Here is a 12802-nt window from a genome sequence, read left to right as displayed (position 1 = left end):
GCGGCGGCGCCGGGTTGAGAGATGGCTGGGTGCCGACTGGGAGCCGCGCTCCTAGGCGATGCGCTCCCGCACGATCGGCGGCACGGTGATCTCGGTGCCGACCGGGGCCAGCTCCCACGCGCCCTCGAGCGCCTCGAGCGCGCGCGGGATGCGCGTCTCGTCGTCGGCCGAGATGGTCCAGAGCGGGTCGCCCTTCTGCACCGCGTCGCCCGGCTTCACGTGCAGGTCGATGCCCGCGGCGTGCACGACCGGGTCGCTCGCGCGGGCACGGCCGGCGCCCAGGCGCCACGCGGCGATGCCGAAGGGCAGCGCCTCCTGGCGGGCGAGCACGCCGTCCGCGTCGGCGACGACGGTGTGCGTCTCCTTCGCGACCGGCAGCGCGGCATCCGGGTCGCCGCCTTGGGCGATCACGAAGCGGCGCCAGACGTCCATCGCCCGGCCGTCGGCGAGCGCGGCCTCGACATCCGCATCGCCCTTGCCCACCGCATCCAGCATCTCGCGCGCCAGCGCCACCGTGAGCTCGACCACGTCGGCCGGCCCACCGCCCGCGAGCACCTCGACCGACTCGCGCACCTCGTTGGCGTTGCCGATCGCGAGGCCCAGCGGCGTGTCCATGGTGGTGAGCAGCGCGCGCGTCTCGACGCCCGCGTCGCGGCCCAGCTCGACCATCGTCAGCGCCAGCTCGCGCGCCCGCTCGAACTCCTGCATGAACGCGCCGGAGCCGAACTTCACGTCGAGCACCAGCGCGCCGGTGCCCTCGGCGATCTTCTTCGACATGATCGACGATGCGATGAGCGGGATCGCCTCGACGGTGCCGGTGATGTCGCGCAGCGCGTAGAGCCGCTTGTCGGCCGGCGCCAGGCCCGGACCGGCCGCGCAGACGACGCCGCCGACGGTGCGCAGCTGCTCGAGCATCTCGGCGTTCGTGAGATCGGCGCGCCAGCCGGGGATCGACTCGAGCTTGTCGAGCGTGCCCCCGGTGTGGCCGAGGCCGCGCCCCGAGAGCTGCGGCACGGCCGCGCCGAACGCGGCGACCAGCGGCATGAGCGGCAGCGTGATCTTGTCGCCCACGCCGCCCGTGGAGTGCTTGTCGACCGTCGGCGCCTCGAGCGACGAGAAGTCCATGCGCTCGCCCGAGGCGATCATCGCCATCGTCAGGTCGTGGATCTCGCGCCGCTCCATGCCGTTCAGCAGGATCGCCATCGTCAGCGCCGCCATCTGCGGGTCGTCGACGTAGCCGCGCGTGTAGGCGTCGATGAGCCAGTCGATCTGCTCGGTCGAGAGCGACCCGCGGTCGCGCTTGGTGCGGATGATGTCGACCGCGTCGAATGCCTCAGCCACCGGCTGCTCCTGTCTGCTGCGTGCCGGCCGTCTGCGCGGCGTAGTCGTCGAGCGCTCCCGGGCCGAACGCATCCGGCAGCACCTCTGCCATGGTGCGGATGCCGCTCACCGTGTCGAGCAGCATGCCGGGCGCCGCGTGCTCCGAGAGCAGCTGCCGGCAGCGGCCGCACGGCATGAGCCGCTCGCCCGCGCCGTTGACGCAGGAGAACGCGACCAGCTTGCCGCCGCCGCCCATGATCAGCGCGCTGACGAGCGAGCACTCGGCGCACAGCGTCACGCCGTAGGCCGCGTTCTCGATGTTGGCGCCGGAGACGACGCGGCCGTCGTCGACGAGGGCGGCCGCCCCGACGGGGAACCGCGAGTAGGGCGTGTAGGCCTTGGCGGAGGCCTCCACGGCGGTGTCGTGCAACGCCGCCCAGTCGATCTCGGTCATGGGATCCCTCCTGCTCGGAGCTGGTCGGTGCTCGGTGCTCGGTGCTGCCTGCGCTGCGCGCTGCCTATTGCTTGACGTAGGGCTTGCCGCTCGCGGCGGGCGCCCGCGACTGGCCGATGAAGCCGGCCACCGCGAGCAGGGTGATCACGTACGGGAGCATGAGCATGAACTCGCTCGGCACCGGCGAGCCGATGGCGCCGAGCGTCTGCTGCAGCGCCGAGGCGAAGCCGAACAGCAGCGCCGCCAGGGTCGCCTTGATGGGGTGCCACTGCCCGAAGATGACGGCCGCCAGCGCGATGTAGCCGAGGCCCGCGGTCATCTCGCGCGTGAACGAGCCGTTCGAGTCGAGCGTGAAGTACGCGCCGCCGAGGCCCGCCACCGCGCCCGCGAGCGAGACGTTCCAGAACCGCAGCTTGTTGACCTTGATGCCGACGGTGTCGGCGGCCATCGGGTGCTCGCCGATCGCGCGCAGCCGCAGGCCCCAGGTGGTCTTGAACAGGCCCCAGGCGATGAGCGGCACGATGATGTACATCGCGTAGACGATGACCGACTGCTTGAAGAGGGCAGGACCGATGAGGGGGATGCTCTCCAGCAGCGGGATGGGGATCTTCGGCAGGCGGTCGGGCGAGTTGAGCGCCGGGTTGTCGGTGAGCACCGACGAGTAGAAGAAGTTCGTCAGGCCCGTCACCAGCACGTTCAGCACGACGCCGACGATGACCTGCTCGACGAAGTAGCGGATCGCGAAGACCGCCAGCACCATCGAGACGAGCACGCTGGCGACCATCGCGGCGAGCACGCCCACCATCGTGGAGCCGGTGGCCGAGGCGACCACGGCACCGGTGAACGCGCCGCCGAGCAGCTGCGCCTCGATGGCGATGTTGACCACGCCGGCGCGCTCGGAGAGCACACCGCCCATGGCGCCGAGGATCAGCGGCACCGAGAGGCCGACGGTCGCGAACAGCAGGCCGGCGATCGGGATCAGCGAGCCAGCGCCCGCCCAGGTGAGGAAGCCGATGACGAAGATCAGGCCGAAGGCGATCGGCAGCCAGGCGCCGATCCTGCGCACGGTGGCGGCGGCCCAGAACGACAGCGCCGTCAGCGCCGCGAGCAGCACCACGATGACGATGCCGGTCGGCCGTGCCGGGAGCACCGCATCCGGGATCTGGAACAGGTCGCCGTTCGAGGCGAGCCGCAGGGTCGCGCTGCCGTCTCGGCCGAGCAGCACCATCAGGATCAGCGCGACGAGCGTGACGACCGCATACGAGACGGGCGCCTTCCAGTGCTTGACGACGGCGCGCTCGAGCTCGACGACCTCTGCGGATCCGGCGGTGGGCGCCGCGGTGGGCTGCTGCGTGGTCACGCCTGCTCTCCCTTCGCCTTGATCGCGGCGCCGATCGCGGCCTCGTCCTTGCGCTGCCTGCGCGACTTCTTGCCGGGCTGCGGCAGGCCGAACATCGCGCGCACCAGCGGCGGTGCCGCGATGAACAGCACGATGAACGACTGCACGACGAGGATGATGTCGATCGGCACGCCCTCGGCGGCCTGCATGCGGAAGCCGCCGGCCTTGAATGCGCCGAACAGGAGGCCGGCGAAGAAGGTGCCCCACGGGGTCGAGCCGCCCAGCAGCGCGACCGTGATGGCGTCGAAGCCGATGCCGGCGTCGATGCCGGAGGTGAAGCCGGTGGTGACCGAGCCGGTCACCTGCTGGGCACCCGCGAGGCCCATGAAGCCGCCGGCGAAGAGCATCGCGTAGACGGTCAGCCGCTTGACGTTCATGCCCGCGTTCAGCGCCGCGTTGGCGTTGTAGCCGACCGCGCGGAACTGGAAGCCGATGTTCGAGCGGTTGATCAGCCACGAGCAGAAGACGACCGCGGCGACCGACAGCACGAAGCCCCAGTGGAGCGTGAACGGCGGGCCGAAGATCGGCGGCAGGATCGCCGAGTCGGGCATCGGCGGCGAGATGGGGTTGTTGCTGCCCGGGTTCTGCAGCAGGCCGGGCGTGCGCAGCATCCAGGTGATGAACCAGAGCGCGACGAAGTTGAGCATGATCGTCACGATCACCTCGTGGGCGCCGGTGTAGGCCTTGAAGGCGCCCGCGATGCCGCCCCAGATCGCGCCGGCGGCGATGCCGACCGCGATCGCGACGAGCACGTGCAGCACCGGCGGCATGGGGATGGCGAAGCCGACCCACGCGGCGGCGGCGGCGGCCCAGAGCATCTGACCGCGGCCACCGATGTTGAACAGGCCGACCCGGAACGCGATCGCGACGCCGAGGCCCGCGGCGATCAGCGGCGTGGCGAAGTTGAGCGTGTCGGTGAACGGCTTGATCAGCTGCGCGAACCCGGCGTCGGCGCGCGAGAAGTTGAGGATCGACCCCTGGAAGAGCGCGGAGTAGGCGCCGAACACCGCGGTCCCGACGGCCTGCAGCATGTCGGTCGGCCGCGAGAAGAAGTAGGTGCTCGTCTCCTGCACCCGCTCGTCGGTGAAGGCGATCAGGATGCCGCCGACGACGAGCGAGGTGAGGATGGCGAGCACGGCCATCACCAGGTTGCCGCCCATGATGCGGCGGAACGCGCTGCCCCAGGGGTCGTCGTCCTCGGCCGTGCGGTCGTCGGTCGGCGCGACCGGCGTCGCCACGGCGACCTCGGTCGCCTCCGGCGCGTGCACGACGGTCGGGGCGACGCCCGAGTCGGGCGTGCCGCCGAGCCGCTGCGGCTCGGCGGACTCGATCGGGTCGTCGGCGTCACGTGGCTGGTCGTTCACGCGGCGGCTCCCTTCGAAGGATCGGTCGCAGGAACGTCTGCGGGGCGCTCGCCGGCCATCATCAGGCCGAGCGTGTCGCGGCTGGTGCTCGCGGGCACGATGCCGACGATGCCGCCGCGGTACATGACCGCGATGCGGTCGGCGAGCCCGACGACCTCGTCGAGCTCGGTCGAGACCACGATCACCGGGATGCCGGCGTCGCGGGTCGCGATGATCTGGCTGTGCACGAACTCGATCGAGCCGACGTCGAGGCCGCGGGTGGGCTGCGAGGCGACCAGCAGCGACAGCGGGCGCCCGAGCTCGCGCGCGAGCACCACCTTCTGCTGGTTGCCGCCCGACAGGGTGCCGACGTTGGTGGTGATGCCCTGCGCGCGGATGTCGAAGGCGCCGAGCTTGTCGCGCGCGAAGTCGTCGCGGGCGCCGCGGTCGATGGTGCCGGCCTTGACGAACGGCTCGCCGAGGTAGCGGTCGAGCATGAGGTTCTCGGCGATCGAGAAGTCGCCGACCAGCCCGTCGACCTTGCGGTCCTCGGGCACGAAGCCGACGCCCGCGTCGAGCACGTCGCGCACCGAGTCGCCGAGCAGCTCGTTGCCGTTCAGGTCGATCGAGCCCTTGGCGTGCGACTGCAGGCCGAGGATGGCCTCGGTCAGCTCGGTCTGCCCGTTGCCCTGCACGCCGGCGATGCACAGCACCTCGCCGCCCTGCACCGTGAACGAGACGTCGTTGACGACCTTCTGTCCGATCGCGTCGAGCACCGTGAGGCCGGCGACCTCGAGCCGGTTGTCGGTGAGCACCGGCTGCTGCTTCTGCACCGTCAGCTCGACCGGACGGCCGACCATCATCGAGGCCAGCTCGGTGCTGGAGGACTCGGGGCTCGCCTCGCCGACGACCTTGCCGAGGCGGATGACGGTGATGCGGTCGGCGATCGCGCGGACCTCGCGCAGCTTGTGGGTGATGAAGACGATCGCGGTGCCCTCGTCGCGCAGCTGCTGCATGATCGCCATGAGCTCGTCGGTCTCCTGCGGCGTGAGCACGGCGGTGGGCTCGTCGAACACCAGCACCTTCGCGTCCTGCGACAGTGCCTTGATGATCTCGACCCGCTGCTGCACGCCCACGGGGAGATCCTCGATCCTGGCGTCGGGGTCGACGTGGAAGCCGAAGCGCTGCGAGATCTCGCGCACCTTCTGCTTCGCGCCGGCGAGACCGCCGAGCGCTCGCTCGTGGCCGAGCAGCACGTTCTCGGCGACGGTGAAGACGGGGATCAGCATGAAGTGCTGGTGCACCATGCCGATGCCGGCGCGCATGGCGTCGCCGGGGCCTGCGAAGCGCTGCGTGGCGCCCTCGAGCAGGATCTCGCCCTCGTCGGCCTGGTAGAGGCCGTAGAGCACGTTCATCAGCGTCGACTTGCCGGCGCCGTTCTCGCCCAGGAGGCAGTGGATCTCTCCGGCCCTGACCTCGAGGTCGATGTGGTCGTTCGCGGTCAGCGCGCCGAAGCGCTTCGTGATGCCACGGAGCTCGAGAGTGGGGTGCTCGTTCATGTGCCTTCCTCCGACGACGCTGACGACGTTCGTGAATCTATCGGTGATGAGCGGCGCGCGCTCGGTGGCGGTCACGCGCGTGGGGGCCGGCCGGAGCCGACCCCCACGCGCATGCGCTGCAGTCCTTACGGGCTGGCGGGCGACTCGACCGTGATCTCGCCGGCGATGATCGCCGCCTTGATGTCGTCGAGCTCACCGGCGAGGGCCGGGTCGACGGATTCCTCGAACTCGTGGAACGGCGCGAGGCCGACACCGTCGTTCTCGAGCGTGCCGACGTAGGGCTCGTTCGAGAACTCGCCGGCAGCAGCCTGCTCGATGACCGTCTGGACACCGGTCGACATGCCCTTCAGCACCGAGGTGAGGAAGATGTCGGCGTTGTCGGGCGAGGTCTCGACGAGGTCGGCGTCGACGCCGACCATCGTGATGCCCGAGTCGGCGCCCTGGTCGCGGATGGCCTCGACGGCCGAGAGGAAGATCGGGCCACCGACCGGCATGAGCACGTCGGCGCCCTGGTCGATGTAGGTCTGGGCCATCGACTTGGCCTCGACACCGGCGGCGAAGCCACCCGTGAACGAGCCGGTCTGCGCGGCGACGTCCCATCCGAGGATCTGGACGTCAGCGCCCTTCTGCTCGTTGTAGTACTCGGCGCCCTGGACGAAGCCGTCCATGAAGATCGTCACCGGCGGGATCTGGATGCCGCCCCACGTGGCGATGATGCCCGACTCGGAGTACGAGGCGGCGGCGTAGCCGGCGAGGAACGCGGCCTGCGCCGTGTCGTAGACGATCGGCTGCACGTTGTCAGCCTCGATCGAGTTGTCGTCGATGATGGCGAAGTTGACGTCGGTGTTCGCGGCGGCCGCGGCGCCCGTGGCCTCGGCGAGCGAGAAGCCCACGGAGACGACCATGTTGCAGCCCTCGGCGATGACGCTGTCGAGGTTCGGGGCGTAGTCGGACGGCGATGCCGACTCGACCTCGATGCCCTCGACGCCCAGGCCCTCAGCCGCGGCACGCATGCCCTCGGCGCCGAGCTGGTTGAACGAGCGGTCGTCGAAGCCGCCCTCGTCCGAGACGATGCAGGGCTGGATGTCGACGACGGGCGCCTCGGCGCCGGGCTCGCTGGCGCCGGGTGCGTCAGGGGCCGCAGCGCAGCCGGTGAGCAGCAGGGCTGCGCCGAGTGCGACCGCGCCACCGCGTGCGACGGTACGGGTGAACTTCCTCAAGGGATCCTCCAGTGCAAAGGATGCTCGCCGCGGCGCGGCTGAGCGCATGATGGTTGAGCATACGACCGCTGGACGCCCGTCCAGGCCGTATCAGGGCCACCGAAACGCAATCGTTGCAATAGCCTCAGCCGAGCCTCGGAAACGCCCGGTCAGGGCCCGGAGGGCGACTCCACGGTGATCTCCCCCGCGATGATCTGCTCGCGCAGGGCATCCAGCTCGGACTTCGTCTCCGCGCTCACGCGAGCGTCGAGGTCGTGGAACGGTGCGATGTCGACGCCGCCGTTCTCGAGGGTGCCGACGATCGACTCGGCCGAGAGGGCGCCGTCGGCGGCGTCCGAGACCGCCTGGACCACCGCATCCTCGGTGTTCTTGAGGATGCTCGTGAGCAGCAGCGGGCGGAACTCCTCGGGCAGGGTGTCGTAGCCGTCGTTGTCGACCCAGAGCACGAGCGCGGTGCCGCCGGCGTCGAGCGAGGCGCGGAAGGCGCCCTCGCCGACCTGGCCCGCGACGGGGAGGATCACGTCGGCGCCCTGCGCGATGAACGCCTGCGTCTGGGTCTGACCGAGGCTGACGTTCTCGAAGTCGCCGGTGAACGTGCCGTCCTGCGTGGCCGGGTCCCAGCCGAGCAGGCGCACCTGCGTGCCCTTGGCGGCGTTGTAGGCGTCGATGCCGGCGGCGAAGCCGTCCATGAAGAGGGTGACGGGCGGCTGGTTGCCGCCGCCGAAGGTGGCGACGATGCCCGTCTGGCTGACGGATGCGGCGGCGTAGCCCGCGAGGTAGGCCGCCTGTGCGGTGTCGAACACGATCGAGCGCACGTTCGGGCCCTCGACGATCTCGTCGACGATGGCGAACTGCACGTCGGGGTTCGCTGCGGCCTGCTCGCCTGTCGCGGCGGCGAGCTCGAAGCCGACGGTGAGCACGAAGCCGCAGCCGGTCTCGACGGCGGCCTGCACGTTGGGTGCGAGGTCGCTCTCGGTGGTGGAGACGAGCACGTTGGCCTCGACGCCCAGCTCGGCCTCGGCGCGCTCCATGCCCGCCCAGCTGGTCTCGTTGAAGGAGCGGTCGTTGAGGCCGCCGGAGTTGGTGACCATCTGCGCGCACTCGAGCGACTGCTCGGGCGCGGCGGTGCCGCCCGACTCGTCGGTGGCAGCGGGAGGCGGCGCGGCGCAGCCGGCGAGCAGCAGCAGCGCGGCGAGCGCGGGGACGGCGAGCATGCGGGACAAGGCGACTCCTTCGGGCAGTGGCGCAATGGTAACCGCCATCGCGTGCGCCTCGGAGCGCGAGCCGGAGCGGCCCGCCCCTGCCCGTCCATCGAGCAGCTCGATCCCGCCCGCTCGTCGAGCAGCTCGACACCCACCCGCTCGTCGAGCAGCTCGACCCCCACCCGCTCGTCGAGTAGCTCGACCCCCACCCGCTCGTCGAGTAGCTCGGCGCCGAAGGCGCCGCGCGTATCGAGACGAGATCACTCCGCCGACGACTCCCCGCCACCCCGCTGCCGCGCCTCGCGCTCTGCAGTGCGCCGATCGGCGTGGTCAGTCCAGCGGCGCTTCCTCGCAGCATCCGAGATCGCCTCGAAGTCACCACGGATCAGCGCCTCGCGCTTTGCGCGGCTCCACCCCTGTATCTGCTTCTCCAGTGCGAACACCGCCGCGATCGAGTCGTCGTAGTGTGCGAACACGAGCTCGACGGGTCGACGCCGACGCGTGTACGCCGCGCCCTCGCCGCGCTGGTGCTGGTCGAGGCGCCGCTCCATGTCCCACGTGCTGCCTGCGTAGGTCGAGCCGTCGGCGCAGCGGAGGAGGTAGACCCAGGGCACGCGACCAGCATGCGGGGTGGCGCCGCGCGGAATGACGGATGCCGGCCGTGCCTGTGGAGAGAGCGGCGATCTCGATACGCGGCCGGGCTGCGCCCGGCAGCTACTCGATCAACGGGTCAGGAGCTGCCGGGCGCACCAGCTGCCGCCGCCCGTGTGCGAGGAGGTCAGAGGGCGTCGGTGTTGCCCGAGCGGCGCACCGCGTCGACGACCTGCTTGACGCGCTGCGCGTTGTCGGTGGTGGTGACCAGCAGCGCATCCGGGGTGTCGACGATCACGACGTCCTGGATGCCGACCACCGAGATGATGCGCTTCGACTGCGACACGACGATGCCGCTCGCCGAGTCGGCGAGCACGGTGCCCACGGCGCCGAGGATCGCGAGCCGACCGCGACGGCCGTTGTTGTGCAGCCGCGCGACGGCGTGGAAGTCGCCCACGTCGTCCCAGTCGAAGTCGCCGGGCACGACCACGAGGCGCCCGCGCGCCGCCGCCGGCTCGGCGATCGAGTAGTCGATCGCGATCTTCTTCAGCTCCGGCCAGATGCGGTCGACGGCGGGGCCGCGGCGCGCGGGCTCGTCCCACACCTCGGCCAGCTGCTGGATCTGCTCGGCCAGGGCGGGCTCCTCGAGCGCGAGCTCCTCGAGCAGCACGTCGGCGCGGGCGATGAACATGCCTGCGTTCCAGAGGTAGTCGCCGGTCTCGAGGTAGCGCTTCGCGACAGCCGCCGACGGCTTCTCGACGAACTCCTGCACGACCGCGGCGCTCGGTGCGCCCTCGATGCCCGCGAGCTCGCCGGCGTGGATGTAGCCGAAGCCGACGGCCGGCTCGGTGGGCGTGATGCCGATCGTGGCGATCCGGCCGGCGCGCGCCGCCGCGACGCCCTCCGCGACCGCGCGGCGGAACGCGCGCTCGTCGTCGATCACGTGGTCGGCGGCGAACGAGCCGATGATCGCGTCGGGCGAGCGGCGCTGCAGGATCGCCGCCGCCAGCGCGATCGCGACCGTCGAGTCGCGCGGGTCGGCCTCGAGCACGATGCTCGCGTCGTCGAGCTCGGGGATCTGCCCCTCGACCGCTGCCCGGTGCGCGCGACCGGTGACCACCATGATGCGGCCCGCGCCGGCGACCGGCAGCAGCCGGTCGTAGGTGGCGCGCAGCAGGGTCTTGCCGCTGCCGGTGAGGTCGTGCAGGAACTTCGGCGCGTCAGCGCGAGAGAGCGGCCAGAGCCGCGAGCCCACGCCGCCGGCCGGGATGATGCAGAAGAAGTCGTCGAGCTCGGTCACGGCCATGAGCCTAGCCATCGCCCTCCGGCGGAGCCGCTCGCCGCGGGCAGCGGCGCGAGCCGTCAGCGCGCCTGGCCCGGCGCGACCGACCGCGACGACGCATCCGCCTGTCAGGCAACGCCCACGAGACGTTCACCGCCCGTTCACCGCTCCCTCCCTTGCGCGGTCAGCGCCGAGTCGTACGGTGAACGCGTGCGCATCGAGCGAGTTGCCATCGTGACCGAGAGCTTCCTCCCGACCGTGAACGGCGTGACCACCTCGGTCTGCCGGGTGCTCGACCACCTGGTCGACTCGGGCCGCGAGGCGATCGTCATCACGCCGCGCTGCGGCGCCCCGGTGCACTACCGCGGCGTGCCCGTGCACGAGGTGCCGTCGATCGCGTACCGCGAGTTCCCCGTGGGCCTGCCGAGCCCGCAGGTCGCCTCGCTGCTCGCTCGCTTCCAGCCCGACGTGCTGCACGCCGCCAGCCCGTTCATGCTCGGCGGGCAGGCGATCGCCGAGGCCGCCCGCATCGGGCTGCCGAGCGTGGCGATCTACCAGACCGACGTGGCCGGCTTCGCGCGCCGCAACAGGCTGGGTGCCGGCGCGGCCTTCGCCTGGCAGGTGATCCGCCGCATCCACAACGCCGCCGACCGCACGCTCGCGCCGTCGAGCGCGGCGATCGCCGACCTCGACGAGGCGGGTGTCAAGCGCGTGCACCAGTGGGTGCGGGGCGTCGACCTCGACGGCTTCCACCCCGACAACCGACAGGGACCGGCCGCCGCGCACCTGCGCCGACGGCTGGCCCCGAACGGCGAGGTGATCGTCGGCTACGTCGGCCGCGTCGCGCCCGAGAAGGGCCTCGACCGGTTCCGCGCCCTCGAAGGCATGCCCGGCATCCGCCTGGTCATCGTCGGCGACGGGCCGGGCATGGACGAGACGCGCAGGCAGCTCGCGGCGCTCAAGCCCGTCTTCCTCGGTCAGCTGCACGGCGCGTCGCTGCGCGCCGCCTACGCCGCCATGGACCTCTTCGTGCACACCGGCGCCGAGGAGACCTTCGGCCAGACGCTGCAGGAGGCCGCCGCGAGCGGCCTGCCCGTCGTGGCGCCCCGCGCCGGCGGACCGATCGATCTGGTGGACCACGGCACGACCGGGTTCCTGTTCGAGCCCGACGACGCATCCGATCTTCGCCAGGCGGTCGAGCGGGTCGCCGCCGATCGTGCCCTCAGGGCGCGGATGGGCGAGGCCGGTCGACGACGCGTGCTCGGCCGGTCGTGGGCGGCGGTCTCCGACCAGCTGCTCGACCACTACCAGGCGGCGGCGCACCGCGCGCTGCGCGGCGTGGACGGGCTCGTCGAGGCCTGAGCGCTGGAGCTGGAGCGGAGACCCTTTCGGGTCTCCGCCGCGACGCCAGCTCCCCGGGCCGTCCCGGTCCGGGGTCCCGCAGCGGGCGCCGCGGACGTTCGCCAGAGGCATAGGATGGTCGAACCTTGCCCGGTCAATCTACGGAGGGAACGCGCGTGTCTGAGACATCGAGCAGCCTCACCCTCCCCGACCCCAAGCCTCGGAGGACCACGTTCAGCGGCACGCTGTATCGCGGCAACGAGGGCATGTGGTCGTGGGTGCTCCACCGCATCACCGGTGTGGCGATCTACTTCTTCCTCCTGGTGCACGTGCTCGACACGGCACTCATCCGCGTGAGCCCCGAGGCGTACAACGCCGTCATGGCGACGTACAAGAACCCGGTCATGGGTCTGGGCGAGGTCGTGCTGGTCGGCGCCGTCGTGCTGCATGCCATGAACGGCCTGCGCATCATCCTGGTCGACGTGTGGCCGTGGGCGACGAAGCACCAGCGCACGCTCTTCTGGATCGTGATGGGCCTGGTCGTGGTGCTGATGGCCTACTTCGTGCCGAACCACCTGATGAACGTCTTCGCGCCGATCGAGGGAGGCGAATGATGACCACCACGATCGAGAACCCGAACTACGCGTACCCGGCGCGCTCGAAGGGCCGCCGCGGGCCGAACCTCGAGAAGGCCGGCTGGATCTTCATGCGCGCCTCCGGCGTGGTGCTGATCGTGCTCATCTTCGGCCACCTCGCCTACAACCTGATCTGGACGCCCGGCGGCATCAAGGCGGTCGACTTCGGCTTCGTCGGCGGCAAGCTCGCCGACCCGTTCTGGCAGTGGTGGGATGTGCTGATGCTGTGGCTCGCGCTGCTGCACGGCTCGAACGGCATGCGCACGATCGTCAACGACTACGTGCACAAGCCGCGCATCCGCCAGGTCGCGATCGGCGCGATCGCCGTCGCCGCCGCCGTGCTGATCATCCTCGGCACCCTCATCACCTTCACGTTCGACCCGTGCCCTCCCGGCGCGGACCCCTCGCTGCTGCCGTCGTTCTGCGCAGAGCTCTAAGCACGATTCGGAGATCCCC

Annotated in this window: 12 protein-coding genes; 3 read left to right on the top strand and 9 right to left on the bottom strand. The window is 71.1% G+C overall.

The window, feature by feature from the left end; translation table 11 throughout:
• Nucleotides 1-51: 51 nt before the first annotated feature.
• The 9 genes from Q9250_RS00385 to Q9250_RS00345 form a co-directional block, all read right to left on the bottom strand.
• Nucleotides 52-1341 carry a thymidine phosphorylase gene (locus Q9250_RS00385; protein WP_306232597.1) on the bottom strand — a complete coding sequence of 430 codons (1290 nt, stop codon included), beginning with the start codon at nucleotides 1339-1341 and terminating at the stop codon, nucleotides 52-54.
• Nucleotides 1334-1774, bottom strand: coding sequence for a cytidine deaminase (locus Q9250_RS00380; protein ID WP_306232596.1), 441 nt, complete (start codon nucleotides 1772-1774; stop codon nucleotides 1334-1336). Before Q9250_RS00380 ends, Q9250_RS00385 begins: the two co-directional genes overlap by 8 nt.
• A gap of 64 nt (nucleotides 1775-1838) precedes the next feature.
• Nucleotides 1839-3134 carry an ABC transporter permease gene (locus Q9250_RS00375; protein WP_306232595.1) on the bottom strand — a complete coding sequence of 432 codons (1296 nt, stop codon included), beginning with the start codon at nucleotides 3132-3134 and terminating at the stop codon, nucleotides 1839-1841.
• A complete protein-coding gene (locus Q9250_RS00370) occupies nucleotides 3131-4537 on the bottom strand; it encodes an ABC transporter permease (RefSeq protein WP_306232594.1) in 1407 nt (468 codons plus the stop codon). Before Q9250_RS00370 ends, Q9250_RS00375 begins: the two co-directional genes overlap by 4 nt.
• Nucleotides 4534-6075, bottom strand: coding sequence for an ABC transporter ATP-binding protein (locus tag Q9250_RS00365; RefSeq protein ID WP_306232593.1), 1542 nt, complete (start codon nucleotides 6073-6075; stop codon nucleotides 4534-4536). Before Q9250_RS00365 ends, Q9250_RS00370 begins: the two co-directional genes overlap by 4 nt.
• Before the next feature lie 125 nt (nucleotides 6076-6200).
• Nucleotides 6201-7295: a BMP family lipoprotein gene (locus tag Q9250_RS00360; RefSeq protein WP_306232592.1), complete on the bottom strand. Its 1095-nt coding sequence runs from the start codon at nucleotides 7293-7295 to the stop codon at nucleotides 6201-6203.
• A gap of 149 nt (nucleotides 7296-7444) precedes the next feature.
• The gene (locus Q9250_RS00355) at nucleotides 7445-8509 is read right to left on the bottom strand and encodes a BMP family lipoprotein (protein WP_306233871.1); all 1065 of its coding nucleotides are present in this window, start codon (nucleotides 8507-8509) and stop codon (nucleotides 7445-7447) included.
• A gap of 248 nt (nucleotides 8510-8757) precedes the next feature.
• Nucleotides 8758-9111: a GIY-YIG nuclease family protein gene (locus tag Q9250_RS00350; RefSeq protein WP_306232591.1), complete on the bottom strand. Its 354-nt coding sequence runs from the start codon at nucleotides 9109-9111 to the stop codon at nucleotides 8758-8760.
• A gap of 164 nt (nucleotides 9112-9275) precedes the next feature.
• Nucleotides 9276-10394, bottom strand: coding sequence for a mannose-1-phosphate guanylyltransferase (locus tag Q9250_RS00345; protein ID WP_306232590.1), 1119 nt, complete (start codon nucleotides 10392-10394; stop codon nucleotides 9276-9278).
• Nucleotides 10395-10580: 186 nt separating this feature from the next.
• On the opposite strand from Q9250_RS00345, the gene Q9250_RS00340 reads away from it, so the two are divergent.
• The 3 genes from Q9250_RS00340 (at nucleotide 10581) to sdhD (ending at nucleotide 12783) form a co-directional block, all read left to right on the top strand.
• Nucleotides 10581-11732, top strand: a complete 1152-nt coding sequence (locus tag Q9250_RS00340) for a glycosyltransferase family 4 protein (RefSeq protein WP_306232589.1) — start codon at nucleotides 10581-10583, stop codon at nucleotides 11730-11732.
• A gap of 155 nt (nucleotides 11733-11887) precedes the next feature.
• Nucleotides 11888-12325, top strand: a complete 438-nt coding sequence (gene sdhC / locus Q9250_RS00335) for a succinate dehydrogenase, cytochrome b556 subunit (RefSeq protein WP_306232588.1) — start codon at nucleotides 11888-11890, stop codon at nucleotides 12323-12325.
• On the top strand, nucleotides 12325-12783 hold the full coding sequence (gene sdhD / locus Q9250_RS00330) for a succinate dehydrogenase, hydrophobic membrane anchor protein (protein ID WP_306232587.1): 459 nt from the start codon (nucleotides 12325-12327) through the stop codon (nucleotides 12781-12783). The genes sdhC and sdhD overlap by 1 nt, the downstream gene beginning before the upstream one ends.
• The last annotated feature ends 19 nt before the right edge of the window (nucleotides 12784-12802 follow it).

Source organism: Agrococcus beijingensis, from assembly GCF_030758955.1.
GTDB classification, from domain to species: Bacteria; Actinomycetota; Actinomycetes; order Actinomycetales; family Microbacteriaceae; genus Agrococcus; species Agrococcus beijingensis.
The sequence above is the reverse complement of the archived record's forward strand: the minus strand, read 5'-3'. Positions and strand labels throughout refer to the sequence as shown.